The following is an 18188-nucleotide window of genomic DNA, read 5'->3' on the forward strand; positions in this document are numbered from 1 at the left end:
TTGCGGCACCCGGGCAAACCTTTCTAAGTTGGGTTCATGTACGTCAACACCGAGGGCCTGCGGGCGGGCGGCAAGGACTCCTACACCGCGGCCGACCACGCGGACCAGAGCGCCGGCACCCTGGCGCGCACTGCCGTCGGCTCGGGGATGTTCGGCAACTTCTCCGAGGCCAAGGCCTTCGGCCAGAAGGTCATCGGCGCGCACACGCACAACGTGGAGTTGATCAACAGCCACACCAAGAACCTCGGCGGCATCGGTGACCACGCGCAGTGCACCGCCGCCGAGTTCGAGGACATGGAGCACCGCAACGAGGCGCAGATCCGCGCCGTGCGCGACGCGCTCTAAGCGCCGCCGTGGAAGACGGCCTCGACATTGTTGCCGTCGGGGTCCCGCACGAACGCCCCGTAGTACTTCTCGTGGTACTCGGGCCACAGTCGCGGCGCGTGCAACGACTCGGCCCCCAGCGCGAGCGCGGCGTCGTAAAACGCCCGCACCGCAGCGGCGTCGGCGGCCTGAAACGCGATGTGTACCTCCCGGTTCGGCCCGTTGGCACCGTTGCGGGATCCGTCGGCGATCCAGAACGCCGGATGCCCGTCGCGGCCGTAGCCGAGGGCCACCTCGTAGTCCAGTTGCCGGCTGTAGCCGAGCACCCCGAGCACCCGGTCGTAGAACTCCTGCGCGCGGCCCCAGTCGGTGCAGTTGATTCCCAAGTGATCGATCATCGGGTCACCGTACATTCGAGGTATGACAACCGACGCCGACTTCGACCTGATCATCCGCAACGGCACCGTCGTCGACGGACTGGGCGCCCCACCCCGGACCGCTGACGTCGCCGTCCGCAACGGGGTCATCGCCGAGGTCGGCACCGTCTCCGGGACCGCGGCCCGGGAGGTCGACGCCACCGGACTGTTGGTCACGCCCGGCTTCGTGGACCTGCACACCCACTACGACGGCCAGGCCATCTGGAGCGAGCGCCTCACCCCGTCCTCGGCGCACGGGGTGACCACCGCGGTGATGGGCAACTGCGGGGTCGGCTTCGCGCCGTGCCGCCCGCAGGACCATGAGGTGCTGGTGGACGTGATGGCCGGCGTCGAGGACATCCCCGGCGTGGTGATGGTCGACGGCCTGCCGTGGACCTGGGAGACCTTCCCCGAGTTCCTCGATGCGCTCGACGCCCGGCGCCGGGACATTGATGTGGCCGCCTTCCTGCCGCACTCCCCGCTGCGCGTCTACGTGATGGGACAGCGCGGCGTGGACCTCGAACCGGCCGCCCCGGAGGACCTAGCCCTGATGCGCAAGCTGGCCGCCGAGGCCGTCCAGGTCGGCGCATTGGGCTTTGCCACCTCGCGCTTCACCATCCACAAGAGCGAGAGCGGTCGGCCCATCCCCAGCTACGACGCCGGGTACGCCGAGATCGAGGCCATCGCCCGCGGCCTCGACGACGCGGGCGGCGGGTTGATCCAGTTCGTGCCTGATCTGGTGGCCGGTGACTACCAACCCGTGCTGCAGACCGTCTTCGACGTGGCCGCCGACGTCGGACTGCCGGTGACGTTCACGCTGGCCATCGGCAACGCGGGCCCGCCGTTCTTCCTCGACGCGCTGACCATGGTGGAGAAGGCCAACGCCGACGGGGGCGACATCACCGCCCAGATCTTCCCCCGCCCCATCGGGCTGGTGCTGGGCTTGGAACTGTCCGGCAACCCGTTCGTGCTGTACCCGAGCTATCAGGAGATCGCCGATCTGCCGCTGGATCAGCGCGTGGACGAAATGCGTAAACCCGAAGTGCGGCAACGGATCCTGTCCGACGCCCCGGGCGAGGGGCACCCGTTGATGTTCGCCGCGCAGCTGTGGGACTTCATGTTCCCGCTGGGCGAACCGCCGAACTACGAGCCGGACCCGGCCGACAGCATCGGTGCGCGGGCCCGCGCCCGCGGCGTCAGCCCGCTCGAGGAGGCCTACGACCGCGTCCTCGACGACGACGGCCGCGCCATGCTGCTGGTCACGCTGGCCAACTACCGGGACAACTCGCTGGACACCGTGGCCGAGTTGATTCGCCGCGACGACGTGGTGCTCGGCCTGGGCGACGGCGGTGCGCACTACGGCATGATCTGCGATGCGTCCTTCCCGACCTACATGCTGACGCACTGGGTGCGCGACCGCGCCTCGGGTCGGCTGTCGATCGCCGAGGCGGTGCGCGAGCTCACCTCGGTGCCGGCCCGGGTCGCCGGATTGCACGACCGCGGTCGGATTGCCAAGGGCTACAAGGCCGATCTCAACGTCATCGACGCCGACCGGCTGACCTTGCACCGCCCGGTGGTCGCCCACGACCTACCCGCGGGCGGCCGACGGCTCGACCAGACCGCCGACGGCTACGTCGCCACCATCGTCTCCGGCGAGATCATCGCGGAGAATGGAGTCCCCACCCCGGCGCGGCCCGGCAAGCTGGTCCGCGGCCGTCAACCCGAACCCGAAGGGGCAGCATGAGCGCCGCAGTGGACCTGATCCGCCTCACCGAGGCCCTGGCCGATTTCGACCAGGCCTTCCTGATCACCACCGGCGACGGCGGCAAACCGCACACCGTGATGGTCGAACCCACCCTGGTCGACGGGGTCCTCGACGTCGGGGCGGTCGGCGACCGCACCAGCACCAATGTGGCTGCCCGAGCCGATGTCTCGCTGCTGTGGCCGCCTCGCGAGTCGGGCGGCTACGCGCTGATGGTCGACGGCCGCGCCGAACCGGCCGACGCGGGCGCCCTGCGGGTGGTGCCGACCAAGGCGCTGCTGCACCGCAAGGCCGCCCCCGGTTCACCGGCCGCCGAGAGCGGCTGTTTGCACGACTGCGTCGTGTTCAAGGCCTGAAAGTGTCCAGCCTCAAGCCCCACTGCTCCAGGTAGGGCTCCACCAGCGTCGCCACCACCCCGATATCCCCCACGGTGCCGCTGAGGATTCCCACCGCCGTAGCCGATCCGTCGGATTCGAGCCGATACACGGGACTTCCGGAATCGCCGGGTTGCGCCGTGGCGGTGAAGAAGGCCAGGTTCGCCATGGCCTGCCGCGACCGGACCGTATGCAGCACAAGCGAATAGTTGCCGCACTGCTGGCCGCTGATCCTGCCATCGAAACACAACATGTCCTCTTCGAGGAGGACGGTAGTGGTGTCACCCCTGACACGGCGCTCGGTCAAAATCCACGGGTCGCGTGGCAACTCGTCGTCTTCAAGCCGGATCACTGCGATGTCCGGACCCTCATCGTGCCCGGGCACCGAGTGCGCGAACCGGCCGATCTTGCGGAGGTTGCCATCGGCCCGATCGGACAGCGTCACGTCACCCCCCTTGTCGCAGTGTCCGGCGGTCAATGCGTAACGCGCCCCATCGGCGCCCCTGGCGAGGAACCCGAGAGTGCACACCGTGGCGACGCGCCCGGCGGGATCTTCGGCCACGATCCCGATGCCGGGAGCGATGGCCATGGCGGCGGGTGCGGGCTTCGATACGTACACGACTCCGAGTACCACGGCCAGGGCGCACACCACCGCGGCGAGCATCCACGCCGTCCGCCGGCCCCTCAGCCCAGCGTCACCGTTCCCCACGGCAGTGATGGTAGGCGCCGACCGCCTCGGATGTGCTCACCCGCACCACTTCCCCGTCGCGCCCGGCCCGCGCACCGCACCGCTCCAGCGCCCGCGCCAACTCGTCCCCCGGCGGGTTGTAGTGACTCAGATGCACCGCGACGACGTCGGTATCGGCATGCACCGCACAGGATTCGCGCAGCCCCCGCACGGTCTGCGCGAACGCCGGCAGGTCGTGGTGCTCGGTGCCGTGGTCGGTCTTGCTGCCGAAGGTCTGCTCCAGGAAGACCGCATCGAACTTCGCCCCGGCGATCGCCGCGGCGGTCTCGGCCGGCAGCGGTCCGGTGTCGGTGGCCCACAGAAACCTTGCGCCCGCGCGGGACACGTCGTACAGCACCGCGGGGTCGCCGATCACGCCGGCGTGCGCCGCGGCCAACACCCGCACCAGGTAGTCGCCGCGCGGCCCCGGCAGGCGTAGCTGCTCACCGGCGGCCACCGCGCGGAACGTGACGGGGTCCCGCGGCCCCACCCAGTCGCGGCACTGATCGAGCACAGCAGAAGGGGCGAGCACCTCGAGCGGTTCCGTGGCCCCCACCCAGTGCCGCATCACCAGGGCCGCGGGCCCGACATGGTCGAAATGGCCGTGGGTGAACAGGATGTGGCGCACCCCGGCCAGCGTCCGCCCGAACCGCACCGCCGCGCGCGGCGCCTCGTAACCGCAATCGATCATCAGCGCATCGTCGACGAGCGCGGCGGTCTGCCCGCGGATCTCGTCGGCCGCCGACGCCCAACGGCACGAACGACATTCGCAGAACGGGCTGGGCCACCCGTCGGCGCTGCCGGTCCCCAGCAACAGCACTTCCATCAGCGCGCCCCGTCCCGCACCGGCAGCACCGCGATGTTGCCGCCGCGCTGCACCACCTCCACCCGGGCCTGGTATACCTCGGCGATCCGAGCCACCGTCAGCACCTCGGCGGGGACACCGTCGGCGACCACTCGACCGTCGCGCAACATGACCATCCGGTCGGCGTACTGGCCGGCCAACGTCAAATCGTGCATGGCGGCGATCACGGTGAGCCCGTCGGCATCCCGCATCGCGTCGACAAGTTCGAGCACCTGCTGCTGATGACCGACATCCAGGGCACTGGTGGGCTCGTCGAGGATCAGCACCGACGGCTGCTGGGCCAGCGCGCGGGCCAACACCACCCGCTGCAACTCACCGCCGGACAGTTCGGTGACGGGCCGCTCGGCCACGCCACCGAGGTCCAGGCGCTCGATCGCGTCGCGCACCACCTGGCGGTCGGCGGCCGAGGGCATGGCGAACCGCGGGATGTGCGGGGTGCGGCCCAGGGTGATCAGTTCGGTGACGCTGACGCCGTCGGGCACGGTGGGTCGCTGCGGCATCAGCGCGACCGCCGCGGCGATCTGCGGGCGCCGCGCCGCCTGCGGGTCCAGGCCCGCGACCCGCACGGTTCCGGTCAGCCGGGCGTCCTTGCCGATCGGGATCAGCCCCGCCAGCACATGCAGCAGCGTCGTCTTGCCGGCCCCGTTCGGGCCGACCACGCTGACCCATTCGCCCGCGGCGACCCTCAGGTGCACGTCGCGGAGCACCGACGCCTCGCGGCGGACGACGGTCAGGTCCGCACACGACACCACGGCGGTCACGTCATCTTCCTACTGCGCCGCAGCACCACCAGGAAGAACGGCGCCCCGATGGCGGCGGTGACCACGCCGATGGGTAGCTCGGCCGGGGACAGCGCCCAGCGCGCCAGTACGTCGGCCAGCATCAGGAAGGCCGCGCCGAACAGCACCGACAGCGGCAGCAGCAGCCGGTGTCCCGGGCCGACCAACAGCCGCACGGCGTGCGGGACGACGATGCCGACGAACCCGATCAACCCGCTCACGCTGACCACCGCCGCCGTGCCCAACGTCGCCACCGCGACCAACAGCAGCCGCACCCGCCGCGGGTCGATGCCCAGGCTGGCCGCCTCGATGTCGCCGACCGCCATGACGTCGAGGATCCGCCCGAACAACAGGATCACCAGCACCGTCAGCACCACGTACGGCAGGGCGACGGCGACCTCGGTCCAGCCGTTGGTGCTCAGCCGGCCCAGCAGCCAGCTGTACACCTGCCGCATGGAGTCGTCGTAGCGCTGCTGCAGGAAGGTCTGCCCCGCGTTGGCGAATGCCGCCACCGCGACACCCGCCAGGATGATGACCACCTCGGTGCGCCCACCGCCCACACCGCGGCCCAGCAGATAGGTGGCGGTCACCGCGAGGATGCCACCGGCGAATGCCGCCAGGGGAACCGCGAATGTGCTTGCCGCCAGGCCGAATACGATCATCGCCGTCGCACCCAGCCCGGCGCCGCTGGACACCCCCAGCAGGTAAGGGTCGGCCAGCGGGTTACGGAACACCCCCTGATAGGCGGCGCCGGCGATCGCCAGCGTGCCGCCTACGAGCGCCCCGAGCACCACGCGCGGTAGGCGGATCTGCCAGAGCACGGCGTGTTGGGCGGTGGTCAGCCCGTGCTCGACGTCGACGCCGGGCAGCCCGTCGAGCAGCGCGAGCAGCACGCCGCGGGCGGGCAGGTCGGCGGGCCCGACGAAGATCGCCAGCAATGCCGCCCCGACCGTGCCGAGCACGGCCGCGGCCACGACCAGCGCGCGGCGCCGGTCAGTTGGGCGCCGAGACAGCGTGGACCTCGGTGATGACTTCGCCGATCCGCTCGACCGTGTCGACGATGCGCGGACCCCAGCGGCTCGCCACGTCGGCGTCGAGTTCGTAGATGCGGCCGTCGCGCACGGCGGCCACCTCGGCCCACCCGGCGCGGTCGGCGACGGTCGCCGCGGTGACACCGCAGCACTGCACGTCGGCCAGGAAGATCAGGTCCGGGTCGGCGGTGACGACGAATTCCTCGGACAGCTGCGGGTAGGCGTCGGCCCCGTCGGCGATGTTGGTCAGCCCGAACAGGCCGTAGAGCTGCCCGACGAACGAGGCACTGCCCGCGCTGAACAGCGACGGGTCGAGCTCGTGGTAGTAGCTGAGCTCCGCGGGTGGGGTGTCGTCGACGACCTCGGCGATCTGGGTGCGCATCCGGGACACCAGTTCGGCGGCGTCGCCGATGCGCCCGGTCGCCGCGCCGATCTGTTCGATCTGGGCGTACGCGTCGTCCAGTGTGGTCGGAGCCGGCTGGGACAGCAGCGGGATGCCGGCGGCCTGCAGGCCGGCCGCCAGGTCGTCCGGCGCGTCGTCGATGATCACCAGATCGGGCTGGTAGGCGATGATCGCCTCGACATTCGGGGTGAAGCCGGACAGGTCCTGTTGGGTGGGCACGTCGGCCGGGTAGTTCGACTGCCCGTCGACGGCGATGACCTGCGATCCCGCACCGATGGCCCACAGCGTCTCGGTCGCCGACGGGCTCAGCGAGACAACACGTTCGGGCGTGGCCTGCGCGTCGGTCTCGGCGGGTTCGGGGTCGGATCCGCACGCGGCGATCAGCCCGACCGCGAGCAAAGCGGCAAGCAGCGCCGGCAGGCGGCGCACGGTGTGCATCAGAACCAGTCCTTCGTCCGAGGAGTCCGTCTGACCGCGGCTCAGCTGACCTGGCTCGTCCGTCCCCGAGGGGTATCGGCTTCACAGTTGCGGGACAGCGCCGGCTTGTACCGGACTTCACTGGACACCACGGCCCCGGCAACGCCGGGCATCGGCGAGCCTATCCCACGGTCCCCGAGGTTCGAATCACCGCGCGCGCAACCGTGGCGCTGCGACCCCCGGCTGTGGCCTAACTAAATGACGTGACTCTCATCGACGAACGGGTGCCCGCGGACGACAGCGAAAGCACCGCGATCACCCCGCAGGCCCGCACCGCGCTGTGGGCCAGCCTGGTCGGCACCACCATCGAGTGGTATGACTTCTTCCTCTACGCCACGGCCGCCAGCCTGGTCTTCAACCAGGCGTTCTTCCCCGACCAGACCACGTTCGTCGGCACCATGCTGTCGTTCGCGACGTTCGCCGTCGGCTTCGTGGTGCGTCCCATCGGCGGCTTCGTGTTCGGCCACATCGGCGACCGGATCGGCCGGAAGAAGACGCTGGCGCTGACGATGGTGCTGATGGGCGGGGCCACCGCGCTGATGGGCGTGCTGCCCACCGCCGCCCAGATCGGCGTCCTGGCGCCGGTCCTGCTGCTGCTGTTGCGCGTGGTGCAGGGCTTCGCGCTCGGCGGCGAATGGGCCGGCGCGGTGCTGCTGGCCGTCGAGCACGGGCCGCCGCGGCGGCGCGGGCTGTTCGGCAGCATCCCGCAGGTGGGCCTGGCGCTGGGACTCGCGTTGGGCACCGGGGTGTTCGCGCTGTTGCAGGTGGTACTGCCCGACGACGCGTTCCTGGCCTATGGCTGGCGGATCGCCTTCCTGTTCAGCATCGTGCTGGTGATCTTCGGCGTCGTGGTGCGTCTGAAGGCCAGCGAGACACCGTCGTTCGAGAAGGTCCGGGACAGCGGCGAGCGGGCCGCGGTGCCGCTGCGCGAGGTGTTCCGGCCGCCGGTGCTGCGCTCGACGGTGCTGGGCATGCTGTCCCGCTGGGGCGAGGGTGCGGCGTTCAACACCTGGGGTGTGTTCGCGATCGCCTACGCCACAACCACTTTGGAGCTCCCGAAGGTTCCGGTACTGGTCGCGGTGACCGCGGCCTCCCTGCTGATGGCGGTGCTGCTGCCGGTGTCCGGTCTGCTGACCGACCGGTTCGGCGCCAAACGGATCTACACGATCGGCATCGCGGCCTACGCCGTCGCGGTCTTCCCGGTGTTCGCGTTGTTCGGCACCGGCAACATCGTCTTCTACACGCTCGGCATGCTGGTGGTGTTCGGTGCGATCCACGCGCTGTTCTACGGGGCCCAGGGCACGCTGTATGCCTCGCTGTTCCCGGCGCGGATCCGCTACACCGGCCTGTCGACGGTCTACCAGCTGTCCGGCATCTTCTCCTCGGGCCTGACCCCGATGATCCTCACGGCGCTGATCGCCGCGGCGGGCGGTTCCCCGTGGATCGCCTGCGCGTATCTGGTGGGCACCGCGCTGATCAGCGTGGTCGCCACGTCGTTGCTCAAACCCACTCCGCTGCACGAACTCTGAGCGAAACACGAAAAAGCCCGGTCCCTCGCGAGGGACCGGGCTTTCCCGATACTGGTGCTGAACTTCTCAGAAGCCGAGCTTCTTAGAAGCCCATGTCGCCCATGCCACCGGTCGGATCGCCGACGGGAGCGGCGGCCTTCTCCGGCTTGTCGGCAACGACGGCCTCGGTGGTGAGGAACAGCGCCGCGATGGACGCCGCGTTCTGCAGCGCCGAGCGGGTGACCTTCACCGGGTCGGCGACGCCGGCCTTGAGCAGGTCCTCGTACTCGCCGGTGGCGGCGTTCAGGCCGACACCCGCCTTCTCGTTGCTGACCTTCTCGGCGACAACGCCCGGCTCCAGGCCGGCGTTGAAGGCGATCTGCTTCAGCGGGGCCGATAGCGCCACCTTGACGATGTTGGCGCCGGTGGCCTCGTCACCCTCGAGCTTGAGGGCGTCGAGCGCCGGGGCCGACTGCAGCAGGGCCACGCCACCACCGGCGACGATGCCCTCCTCGACGGCGGCCTTGGCGTTGCGGACCGCGTCCTCGATGCGATGCTTGCGCTCCTTGAGCTCCACCTCGGTGGCAGCCCCGGCCTTGATGACCGCAACACCGCCGGCCAGCTTGGCCAGGCGCTCCTGCAGCTTCTCGCGGTCGTAGTCGGAATCGCTGTTCTCGATCTCGGAACGGATCTGGGCCACCCGGCCGGCGATGGCGTCGGAATCCCCGGCGCCCTCGACGATGGTGGTCTCGTCCTTGGTCACGACGATCTTGCGAGCCTGGCCCAGCAGCGCGATGTCGGCGGTCTCGAGCGACAGACCGACCTCTTCGCTGACGACCTGACCACCGGTGAGGATGGCCATGTCCTGCAGCATCGCCTTGCGGCGGTCACCGAAGCCCGGGGCCTTGACGGCGACGGACTTGAAGGTGCCGCGGATCTTGTTGACCACCAGGGTCGACAGGGCCTCGCCCTCGACGTCCTCGGCGATGATCAGCAGCGGCTTGCCGGACTGGATGACCTTCTCCAGCAGCGGCAGCAGGTCCTTGACGGTCGAGATCTTCGAGCTGACCAGCAGGATGTAGGGATCCTCCAGGACGGCTTCCTGACGCTCGGCGTCGGTCACGAAGTAGCCCGAGATGTAGCCCTTGTCGAAGCGCATGCCCTCGGTGAGCTCCAGCTGCAGGCCGAAGGTGTTGGACTCCTCGACGGTGATGACACCCTCGTTGCCCACCTTGTCCATGGCCTCGGCGATCAGGTCACCGATGGTGGTGTCGCCCGCGGAGATCCCGGCGGTGGCGGCGATCTGCTCCTTGGTCTCGACCTCCTTGGCCGACTTGAGCAGGTTCTCCGAGACGGTCTCGACGGCCTTCTCGATGCCGCGCTTCAGGCCGAGCGGGTTGGCGCCGGCCGCGACGTTGCGCAGACCTTCGCGAACCAGCGCCTGGGCCAGAACGGTGGCGGTGGTGGTGCCGTCGCCGGCGACGTCGTCAGTCTTCTTGGCGACTTCCTTGACCAGCTCGGCGCCGATCTTCTCGTACGGGTCCTCCAGCTCGATCTCCTTGGCGATGGACACACCATCGTTGGTGATCGTGGGGGCGCCCCACTTCTTCTCGAGGACGACGTTGCGACCCTTGGGCCCCAGCGTCACCTTTACCGCGTCGGCGAGGGCGTTGAGTCCCCGCTCGAGGCCGCGACGGGCCTCTTCGTCGTACGCAATTGTCTTAGCCATTGCGAAGTGTTCCTCCGAATTGGGGATGCACGTGCTCTTGGTCGGGTGCAGTGCCCGCGACGGACGGCCTGGGTGTGCCCCGCAGGTGCGGACCCTTGCCTCACCGTCCCGACCTAGCACTCGCCGGTCGCGAGTGCCAACTGCATTCTTAGCACTCGGACTCGACGAGTGCAAGACAGTTCGCCCGCGGCGGAGCCGGCCTCGACGCCGGCCTCTAGACGGGCAGCGGCGGCGGCGTGTACGCGCTCGCCAGCGAGTCGTCGCCGGTGGACTGGGTCAGCAGCAGGGTGACCGTCTCGACCAGGTGATCACGCATGCGGGCCGCGCTCGCGTGCGGGTCGCGGCCGCGGATCGCATCGAGGATCCGCTCGTGCACCAGGAGGATGTCGACCAGGGTTCGGGTGGCGGTGGTCGACAGGCCGCGGTCCATCATCTGGATGCGGGTGTTCGCGGCGACCTCCGTGACGCGCCGATTGCCCGCGACGTTGAGGATCGCGGCGTGGAAGTCGACGTCGGCGGCCTGGAAGCTGGCCTCGTCGCCCGCCTTGGTCGCGTCCTGCATCCGGCCGAACGCGTCCTCGATGGGGGCCAGCAGTTCGTCGGTCAGCAGTTCGGCGGCCCGGTACGCCGACGGGACCTCCAGCATCATCCGCAGCGAGTAGATCTCCTCGATGTCGCGGGTGGACACCTCGAGGATCCGCACGCCGCGGCTGCGCTCGAAGCGCACCATGCCGTTGCTGGCCATGCGCAGCAGCGCCTCACGCACCGGGGTCCGGGACACCCCGAGCCGGCCCGAAATCTCCACGACCGAGTGCATGGTGCCGGGTTGGAGTTCGCCCGCGCGGATCGCGCGCATCAACTCCTCATAGACCCGATCGGTCAGTGAAACCTGCCCGGCGTCGAACACGATTCACGTCTCCCTGGTGAGCCAGCACATTTTCGTCAGCATAGATGTATGCAGCATGCGCCGTATTGCTTCCGTGGGCCGTGTCGTCCCTGCTCACAGGAACGACAGGTCCGCGCCCTGGCTTGCCGGCAGCACCGTCTCCTCGTAGAGCCGCCGCCATCCGCGTGCCGCCCGCGCCGGCGGCGTGAACGACCGCAGCCGCTCGGCGATCTCGTCGTCGGGCACCAGCAGGTCGATCGACCGGTTCGGCACGTCGAGCCGGATCAGGTCGCCGTTGCGCACCACCGACAGCGGTCCGCCCACCGCGGCCTCGGGATCGCAGTGCAGCACCACCGTGCCGTACGACGTCCCGCTCATCCGCGCATCCGAGACGCGCACCATGTCCCGGACCCCGGCGCGCGCCAGCTTCGCCGGGATGGGCAGCGCACCCGCCTCCGGCATCCCGGCCGCCACCGGCCCGGAGTACCGCATGACCAGGACGTGCTCGGGAGTGACGTCCAGATCCGGGTCGTCCAGGATCGCCGACGCGTCGGCCGGATTGTCCACGACGAGTGCGGGACCCGTGTGCTGCATCAGGTGCGGGCTGGCGGCCGAGGCCTTGATGATCGCCCCGTTGGGCGCCAGTGACCCGGACAGCACGGCCAGCGCCCCGGGCGGACCCAGCGGGTCCGGCAGGTGCCGGATCGTGTTCTGCCACTCGGCCGGCCCGTCGGTCTCGGCGATCAGCTCGCCCATCGACCGGCCGCTGACGCCGCGATGGTCGCGGTGCAGCAGCGGGGCCAGCTCGGTCAGCAGCGCGGGCACGCCGCCGGCCCGGTGGAAGTCCTCCATGTAGCCCACGCCGGACGGCTTGCAGTCCACCAGCAGCGGGGTGTCCGAGCCGATCTTGTCGAAGTCGGCCATCTCCAGCGGCACGCCGGCGCGACGCGCCACCGCGAGCACGTGGATCAGCGCGTTGGTCGAACCGCCGATCGCCGCCAACACCCGGATGGCGTTCTCGAACGCCTCGCGGATCAGTACCTCGCGCGGCAGCGGTCCGCCGGTGCGCGCCAATTCCACTGCGCGGCGGCCGGTTTGGGTGGCGTGCCGCAGCCGCGCCCCGCTGACCGCGGGCGGGGTCGCCCCGCCGGGCAGCATCATGCCCAAGGCCTCGGTCAGCGCGGCCATGGTCGAGGCGGTGCCCATCACGGTGCAGGTACCGGTGGTCGAGACCAATTCCTGTCGCACGGAGACAATCTCGTCGCCGTCGAGCTCGCCGCCGCGGTGTGCGCCCCAGAACCGGCGGCAGTCGGTGCAGGCGCCCAGCCGCTCCCCGCGCCACGAGCCGGTCATCATCGGTCCGACGACCTCGAGCATCACCGGGATCTCGGAGGAGGCCGCCGCCATCAGCTGGGCGGGCACGGTCTTGTCGCAGCCACCGAGCAGCACCGCGGCGTCCATCGGGAGCGCTCGGATCATCTCCTCGGTGTCCATCGCCATCAGGTTGCGGAACAACATGGTGGTCGGCGCGGTGAGGATCTCGCCCAGCGAGATGGTCGGGAACTCCATCGGCAGGCCGCCGGCCTGCTCGACACCCCGCTTGACCGCCGCGAGCAGCGCGGGCATGTCGCGGTGGCAGGTGTTGTAATCGCTTTGCGTGACGGCGATTCCGACGATCGGACGCTCGAGACTCTCGTCGTCGTAGCCCGCCGAGGCCAAGAACGCCCGCCGCAGATAGCGGCTGAAGCCGGCATCCCCGTACGACGTCCGACTGCTGTCGACGGCCGAGGTGCCCGGCTGGTACCCGGACGATTCAGACATGTGGATCCTTTCGAGCCCGGTCAGGGCAGCAGCGGCATCGCGAGCGGACGCATGGGAGCGCCGGTGGCGCCGCGAACCTTCATGCATGCACCGATGAAGGCGAACTCGTAAAGGCCCTCTCCGGCCAGGGTTTCGCAGTCGACGACCTCCATGATGGGTACGCCCGCCTCGGCGAGCAGGTAGGTGTGCACCACCTGCCAGTTCTCCGCATCGGGCGACGGCGACTGCTCCAGGGCCAGGTTGTCCGCGCCGATGACCGCAGCACCCGCCTCGGCCAGGAACTCCGCGCCTTCGCGGTTGAGCCCGGGGGCGTTGTTGATGTAGCGATCGGTGTCCGGCCAATACTGCATGCGCCCGGTGCGCACCAGCGCGACGTCGCCGGGCCGGAACTCCACCTGCTGCCGCGCCAGCGCGTCGGCGAGGTCCTTGGCGCCGATGCCGTAGTTCTCCGGCAGGACGTCGACGCCGTGCAGGCCCGCGATGTCGAACAGCACGCCGCGGGTGATGATCGGCGGGAACTTGTCGGCCCCGCACTTGATCCAGTGCCGCGAGCTGATGCATTGCGCCGCTTCGTATCCGTTGAAGATCTTGCCGTGATAGCCGAAGTGGTTCAGCGTGTCGATGTGCGTGCCGCAGTGGGTGTACATCGACATCGCGTCACCCGAGTAGGCCACCAGCTCGTTCTGTTCGGTCCCGACTCCGGTGATGTCGTCGAGGACGGTGCCCACCGGGGTGTGGGTCATCCACTGCTGGAAGCCGGGGTCGCCGGCCTTGGTCCAGGACGGCATGCCGATGAAGTAGTCGACCGACAGGTCGATGGCGGCGCCGCCGTCGGCGGCCCGCATCACCTCGCGCGACTTCTCCGGGCTGATCAGGTTCAGCATGCCGATCTCGTCGTCGGGGCCGAAGGGGCTCATGGTGATCTCGCGGAACTTCGCGGCATGCGCGGCGATCGTGTTGCGCGTGCGCTCATCGATGATTCCGGGTCCACACATGGTGGTCGTCTCCTGTCGAACGGTCGGTCGGGGTGGTCAGCGCCGAGTACAGCTCGGGGCGGCGTTGGTCGAACACCTGCAGCGAGAACGGCGGGTCGTCGAAAGTCAGGGTCTTGGTGCGGGATCGGGTGAGGTCCAGCGGCGCCAGGACAATGCCCTCCTCGGTGCCGGCGTCGATCAGTACCTCCCCCGACGGGGCGACGATCTGGCTGCGGCCCAGGAAATCGGTGTCGGACTCGCGGTCGCAGCGGTCCGAGACCGCCACGTATACCAGGTTTTCCACGGCGCGGACCCGCGTCATGTGGTCGGCGAGGAACCCCGCGGTCAGCGGCCAGTTGGTGGGCATGGCAATGACATCGGCCCCGCCGAGCGCCAGCTCGCGGGCCGACTCCGGGAAGCGCAGGTCGAAGCAGATCATGATGCCCACGCGCAGTCCGTTGATGTCGTAGACCCGCGGCGCCTTGCCGTCGCCGGGGTCGACGAACGCATCGGCACCCAGCCGGGGCAGGTGTTGTTTGCGATAGGAGCCGACGATGCCGTCGGGGCCGATCAACACGGCGCTGTTGTAGACCTTGTCGCCGTCGCGCTCGAGCAGGCCCAGGACTCCGAAAGAGCCCGTATCCGAAGCGGTTTCGACCAGCGGTGCGAGCCGCTCTGCGGTGGCCTCCACGGCCGCGGCCTCGACCTGTGCGCGCGAGTCCATCATGTAGCCCGACAGCGCGCACTCGGGAAATACCGTCAGGTCCGCACCCCGGTCGGCGGCCAGCCGCAACCAGCGGGCCATCGATGCGATGTTGGCGTCCGGATCGCCGAGCACGGACGGAACCTGCGCGACGGCGACCACGGCGGTACCCGCCTCGCCCGCGCCCACGGGTGACTGATCGTCGGTCACGCTGCTCCCTTTTTCGTGTTCTTCGCCCACATTGACATGCTGCATGCAGCATGTCAATGTGTGTGACGTGGCATACTCTGCGTGCAGCATGCAGTGTGTCGACGGGCGGTCGCGCTGATGACCGACACCGCCTCGACCACTGCTTCGACGACAACCGACACGACGACAAACACGACCCTGATCACCGGCGCTGCCAGCGGGATCGGCGCGGCCACGGCGGCCCTGCTCGCCGCGCGCGGACACCGGTTGGTGCTCGTCGACATCGATGAAGACGAGCTGGAGCGGGTCGCCGCGGACATCCGCGCGGCGGGTGCCGAGGCGATCACCGTGACCGCCGACGCCTCCGGCGAGGACGCCGCCGCCACCTCGCTGGACGCGGGGTATGCGGCCTTTGGCACCGTCGACGGATTGGTCACCTCCGCCGCGGTGATGATCTCCAAACCGTTGACCGAGACCACGCTCGAGGACTGGAACCGGCTGCAGTCGGTCAACGTGACCGGCGTCTTCCTGCTCTGCCGCGAGTTCGTGCGCCGCCTCGTCGAGGCCGGCCGGCCCGGCGCTATCGTCAACCTGTCGTCGATCTCGGGCACCGTGGCGCTCCCCAACCAGGCCGCCTACTGCGCCTCCAAGGGCGCCGTCGCCCAACTGACCCGGCAGATCGCGGTCGAATACGCCGCGCGCGGCATCCGCGCCAACGTCGTGAGCCCGGGCACCGTCGAGACCCGGCAGCTCGCGACCTATCTCGGATCGCAACCCGATCCTGAGGCCGCCCGCCGCGATCTCTACGCCGCGCATCCCATCGGCCGCGTCGCCGAGGCCGCCGAGGTGGCGTCCACCATCGCGTTTCTGCTCGGCCCCGACGCCAGCTTCGTCACCGGTGCGGCCCTGGCCGTCGACGGCGGCTACACCAGCGTCTGAGCCGAACCCGCCCCCCGAACTCGAGGAACTCGACCATGTCAGCTCTGACGTCCGAGACGGACACCCGGCCGCAGACCGGCCACACCACCCTCCTACAGCGAATCCGCACCGACCGGTTCATGCCGATCTGGCTGCTCGCGGTCGCCGTCTTCGTGATCAGCCCGCTGATCGCGCCCGGCAGCATGACGGCCTCGGCGCTGACCGCGATGCTGCCCTTCGCCGGCGTGATGGCCATCGCCGCGCTGGGCCAGACGCTGGTCATCACCCACGGCGGCATCGACCTGTCGGTGCCGGGCGTGATGGCGATCGCCGCGGTGTGCGTCACCAAGCTGGCCCAGGGCACCGGGATGTCCACGCTGATGTGCGTGCTGCTGGGCATCGCCGCCGGCGCGCTGTCCGGGCTGGTGATCGGCCTCGCGGTGGTGTGGTTCTCGGTGGCCGCCTTCGTCGCCTCGCTGGCGGTGAACTCGCTGCTGACCGGCGTGGTGCTGGTGCTCTCCGGCGGCTTCCCTGGCACCGCCGACCCGGCCGTGAGCGCCTTCGCGGTGAGCTCGGTGGGCGGCATCCCGACGTTGTTCCTACTGGCGGTCGTGCTGGTGGTCGTGGCCCACGTGGTGCTCAAGCAGAGCGTGGCCGGGCGGCGCTTCATCGCCGTGGGCGCCGGGGTGCCGGCCGCGCGCATCGCCGGCATCCGCACCTCCACGCACGGTGTGATGGCCTACGTACTGGCCGGGATCGCCTACGCGACGGCCGGCATGTTGCTCGCGGCCTATCTGCGGACCCCGGACCTGCAGCTGGGGCAGAGCTACCAGCTGACCACCATCGCCGCGGTGGTGCTCGGCGGCACGCTGCTGCGCGGCGGGATCTCGTCGATCATCGCCACCGCCGTCGCCGCGCTGTTCCTCACCCAACTCGGACAGGTGGTGTTGGCCGCCGGCGCGTCGACCGCCATGCAGTTGCTGATCCAGGCCCTCGTGCTGGCCGCCGCGATCATCCTGCGCGGCGTGGACTGGCGCCGATTCGTCCGGCTCCGCCCCGACTCCCAGACCCAGAAGTCTTGACCCCCAGGAGAATCAACGTGCTCAGCCGTTTTATCTCGGCACGAATGCTGGCCGCCCCGGCGGCGGCGCTGCTGGCCCTGTCGCTGACGTCGTGCGCCGGCGGACCGTTCAGCGAACCCGCGGCGTTCGAGGTCGACCCCGTCTACCTGGACCCCGAACTCAGCGGTGCGGTCGACGAACTGCGGCCCATCACCGAATTCTGCGGCGACCGCCCCATCAAGGTCGCGCTCGCCGACGGTGTGGGCGACAACGCCTTCCGTAAGACCGCGCGCGCCGAGTTCGAGGACGAGGCCGCCAAGTGCCCGAACCTCGAGGTGCTTCCGTATGCGGACGGGCAGAACAACCCGCAGAAGGCGATCAGCGACATCAAGGCCCTCGTCGCGCTCGGCGTCGAGGCGCTCGTCGTGTTCCCCGACGCGGGCCCCGCCCTGCTCCCCACCCTGCGCGAGGCCTTCGAGGCCGGGGTGGCCGTGGTCCCCTACACCGCCAGCCCGGGCGGCACCCCCGGCGTCGACTACACAACGTTCGTCGGCCACAACACGGTGACCGACGGCGCGATGTGGGCGCAGTGGGTGTGCAACGCCTTGGGCCCCGCCGGCGGCAACGCCGTCTTCCTCGGCGGCACACCGGGAAATGCGCAGAGCCTCAGCGAGATCCACGGCATCGAGGACGAGCTCGCCGGTAACCCCGACTGCGCCAACGTGACGCTGCTCAACGACCCCGGCACCCCGATCGACACCGGCTGGAACCCCGCGCAGACCCAGCGCGTCACCTCGGGCCTGCTGGCCAAGTACCCCAAGATCGACGCCGTCATCACCGACTCCGGCGACGGTTCGCTGGGCGGGATCCGGGCCTTCCTGCAGGCCGGCCGACCGCTGCCGGTGTGGACGGCCAACGACAACAACGGATTTGCCTGCGCCTACGTCGACAACAAGGCGGCCCAGCCGCAGTTCCAGATCGTCGCCGTGACGTCCCGGACCTGGATCGTGCGCCTCGCGCTGCGCAAGGCCGTCGCCGCCGCCCAGGACATCCCGGAGCCCGAACCCGACATCGTCAACGTGCCGATCGTCTGGGACTCGCTGGACCCGAATCTGCCCCCGGAATGTGATCGCAACCTGCCCAGCAGCGCGGTCACCTCGGCCGAGCTGAGCACCGAGCAGCTCGCGGAGATCTACCGATGACCCCCCACTCCCCCGCAGTCAGCCACACCGACGAAGGGC

Annotated in this window: 18 protein-coding genes; 7 read left to right on the forward strand and 11 right to left on the reverse strand. The window is 69.8% G+C overall.

From position 1 onward, the window contains the following. Positions 1 to 36 precede the first annotated feature (36 nt). Positions 37 to 345, forward strand: coding sequence for a DUF2563 family protein (locus tag EL338_RS20520; RefSeq protein WP_126335430.1), 309 nt, complete (start codon positions 37 to 39; stop codon positions 343 to 345). Here the strand turns inward: EL338_RS20520 and EL338_RS20525 are convergent. Beyond that, on the reverse strand, positions 342 to 722 hold the full coding sequence (locus EL338_RS20525; RefSeq protein WP_126335431.1) for a VOC family protein: 381 nt from the start codon (positions 720 to 722) through the stop codon (positions 342 to 344). The genes EL338_RS20520 and EL338_RS20525 overlap by 4 nt on opposite strands. 22 nt (positions 723 to 744) lie before the next feature. Between EL338_RS20525 and EL338_RS20530 the strand changes: the two genes are divergently transcribed. Next, positions 745 to 2484, forward strand: a complete 1740-nt coding sequence (locus EL338_RS20530; protein ID WP_126335432.1) for an N-acyl-D-amino-acid deacylase family protein — start codon at positions 745 to 747, stop codon at positions 2482 to 2484. After that, on the forward strand, positions 2481 to 2858 hold the full coding sequence (locus EL338_RS20535) for a pyridoxamine 5'-phosphate oxidase family protein (RefSeq protein WP_126335433.1): 378 nt from the start codon (positions 2481 to 2483) through the stop codon (positions 2856 to 2858). The genes EL338_RS20530 and EL338_RS20535 overlap by 4 nt, the downstream gene beginning before the upstream one ends. On the opposite strand, the gene EL338_RS20540 is transcribed toward EL338_RS20535, so the two are convergent. Genes EL338_RS20540 through EL338_RS20560 form a run of 5 tightly spaced genes read right to left on the reverse strand, consistent with a single transcriptional unit; the run spans position 2848 to position 7119 of the window. Then, the gene (locus tag EL338_RS20540) at positions 2848 to 3540 is read right to left on the reverse strand and encodes a S1 family peptidase (RefSeq protein ID WP_126335434.1); all 693 of its coding nucleotides are present in this window, start codon (positions 3538 to 3540) and stop codon (positions 2848 to 2850) included. The genes EL338_RS20535 and EL338_RS20540 overlap by 11 nt on opposite strands. A gap of 31 nt (positions 3541 to 3571) precedes the next feature. After that, positions 3572 to 4429 carry an MBL fold metallo-hydrolase gene (locus tag EL338_RS20545; protein WP_126335435.1) on the reverse strand — a complete coding sequence of 286 codons (858 nt, stop codon included), beginning with the start codon at positions 4427 to 4429 and terminating at the stop codon, positions 3572 to 3574. Then, positions 4429 to 5229 (reverse strand): ABC transporter ATP-binding protein, encoded by an 801-nt coding sequence (locus EL338_RS20550; RefSeq protein WP_126335436.1) that lies wholly within the window; start codon positions 5227 to 5229, stop codon positions 4429 to 4431. Before EL338_RS20550 ends, EL338_RS20545 begins: the two co-directional genes overlap by 1 nt. Then, positions 5226 to 6227 (reverse strand): FecCD family ABC transporter permease, encoded by a 1002-nt coding sequence (locus EL338_RS20555; protein WP_235666561.1) that lies wholly within the window; start codon positions 6225 to 6227, stop codon positions 5226 to 5228. Before EL338_RS20555 ends, EL338_RS20550 begins: the two co-directional genes overlap by 4 nt. Positions 6228 to 6240: 13 nt before the next feature. Then, a complete protein-coding gene (locus EL338_RS20560) occupies positions 6241 to 7119 on the reverse strand; it encodes an ABC transporter substrate-binding protein (protein ID WP_126335437.1) in 879 nt (292 codons plus the stop codon). Positions 7120 to 7370: 251 nt separating this feature from the next. On the opposite strand from EL338_RS20560, the gene EL338_RS20565 reads away from it, so the two are divergent. After that, on the forward strand, positions 7371 to 8687 hold the full coding sequence (locus EL338_RS20565) for an MFS transporter (RefSeq protein ID WP_126336995.1): 1317 nt from the start codon (positions 7371 to 7373) through the stop codon (positions 8685 to 8687). An 82-nt stretch (positions 8688 to 8769) separates the two neighbouring features. Here the strand turns inward: EL338_RS20565 and groL are convergent, their stop codons facing one another. The 5 genes from groL to EL338_RS20590 all read right to left on the reverse strand — a co-directional run bounded on the left by groL (position 8770) and on the right by EL338_RS20590 (position 14989). Continuing rightward, positions 8770 to 10395 carry a chaperonin GroEL gene (gene groL, locus EL338_RS20570; RefSeq protein WP_126335438.1) on the reverse strand — a complete coding sequence of 542 codons (1626 nt, stop codon included), beginning with the start codon at positions 10393 to 10395 and terminating at the stop codon, positions 8770 to 8772. A gap of 214 nt (positions 10396 to 10609) precedes the next feature. Then, positions 10610 to 11302: a GntR family transcriptional regulator gene (locus EL338_RS20575; RefSeq protein WP_126335439.1), complete on the reverse strand. Its 693-nt coding sequence runs from the start codon at positions 11300 to 11302 to the stop codon at positions 10610 to 10612. A gap of 93 nt (positions 11303 to 11395) precedes the next feature. Then, a complete protein-coding gene (locus tag EL338_RS20580) occupies positions 11396 to 13102 on the reverse strand; it encodes a dihydroxy-acid dehydratase (protein ID WP_126335440.1) in 1707 nt (568 codons plus the stop codon). Between the two features lie 20 nt (positions 13103 to 13122). Then, positions 13123 to 14097 (reverse strand): cyclase family protein, encoded by a 975-nt coding sequence (locus EL338_RS20585; protein WP_126335441.1) that lies wholly within the window; start codon positions 14095 to 14097, stop codon positions 13123 to 13125. Next, positions 14072 to 14989 (reverse strand): carbon-nitrogen hydrolase family protein, encoded by a 918-nt coding sequence (locus EL338_RS20590; RefSeq protein ID WP_197721902.1) that lies wholly within the window; start codon positions 14987 to 14989, stop codon positions 14072 to 14074. Before EL338_RS20590 ends, EL338_RS20585 begins: the two co-directional genes overlap by 26 nt. A gap of 117 nt (positions 14990 to 15106) precedes the next feature. On the opposite strand from EL338_RS20590, the gene EL338_RS20595 reads away from it, so the two are divergent. From EL338_RS20595 to EL338_RS20605, 3 genes are read left to right on the forward strand one after another with little or no spacing between them, the layout of a single operon-like run. Beyond that, a complete protein-coding gene (locus tag EL338_RS20595; RefSeq protein WP_126335443.1) occupies positions 15107 to 15907 on the forward strand; it encodes an SDR family NAD(P)-dependent oxidoreductase in 801 nt (266 codons plus the stop codon). Between the two features lie 35 nt (positions 15908 to 15942). Continuing rightward, complete coding sequence (locus tag EL338_RS20600; protein WP_126335444.1) at positions 15943 to 16968, forward strand: ABC transporter permease; 1026 nt, start codon at positions 15943 to 15945, stop codon at positions 16966 to 16968. 17 nt (positions 16969 to 16985) lie between these two features. Then, entirely contained in the window at positions 16986 to 18149 is a 1164-nt protein-coding gene (locus tag EL338_RS20605; protein ID WP_126335445.1) for a substrate-binding domain-containing protein, read from the forward strand. Positions 18150 to 18188: the final 39 nt, after the last annotated feature.

Source organism: Mycolicibacterium chitae (assembly GCF_900637205.1).
GTDB classification, from domain to species: domain Bacteria; phylum Actinomycetota; class Actinomycetes; order Mycobacteriales; family Mycobacteriaceae; genus Mycobacterium; species Mycobacterium chitae.

Excerpts from the sequence above, each read along its gene's own strand:
- EL338_RS20530 (WP_126335432.1), top strand. The coding sequence starts at position 745 with ATGACAACCGACGCCGACTTCGACCTGATCATCCGCAACGGCACCGTC.
- EL338_RS20520 (WP_126335430.1), top strand. The coding sequence starts at position 37 with ATGTACGTCAACACCGAGGGCCTGCGGGCGGGCGGCAAGGACTCCTAC.
- EL338_RS20600 (WP_126335444.1), top strand. The coding sequence starts at position 15,943 with ATGTCAGCTCTGACGTCCGAGACGGACACCCGGCCGCAGACCGGCCAC.
- EL338_RS20560 (WP_126335437.1), bottom strand. The coding sequence starts at position 7,119 with ATGCACACCGTGCGCCGCCTGCCGGCGCTGCTTGCCGCTTTGCTCGCG.
- EL338_RS20595 (WP_126335443.1), top strand. The coding sequence starts at position 15,107 with ATGACCGACACCGCCTCGACCACTGCTTCGACGACAACCGACACGACG.
- EL338_RS20545 (WP_126335435.1), bottom strand. The coding sequence starts at position 4,429 with ATGGAAGTGCTGTTGCTGGGGACCGGCAGCGCCGACGGGTGGCCCAGC.
- EL338_RS20525 (WP_126335431.1), bottom strand. The coding sequence starts at position 722 with ATGATCGATCACTTGGGAATCAACTGCACCGACTGGGGCCGCGCGCAG.
- EL338_RS20585 (WP_126335441.1), bottom strand. The coding sequence starts at position 14,097 with ATGTGTGGACCCGGAATCATCGATGAGCGCACGCGCAACACGATCGCC.
- EL338_RS20535 (WP_126335433.1), top strand. The coding sequence starts at position 2,481 with ATGAGCGCCGCAGTGGACCTGATCCGCCTCACCGAGGCCCTGGCCGAT.
- EL338_RS20540 (WP_126335434.1), bottom strand. The coding sequence starts at position 3,540 with ATGCTCGCCGCGGTGGTGTGCGCCCTGGCCGTGGTACTCGGAGTCGTG.
- EL338_RS20580 (WP_126335440.1), bottom strand. The coding sequence starts at position 13,102 with ATGTCTGAATCGTCCGGGTACCAGCCGGGCACCTCGGCCGTCGACAGC.
- groL (WP_126335438.1), bottom strand. The coding sequence starts at position 10,395 with ATGGCTAAGACAATTGCGTACGACGAAGAGGCCCGTCGCGGCCTCGAG.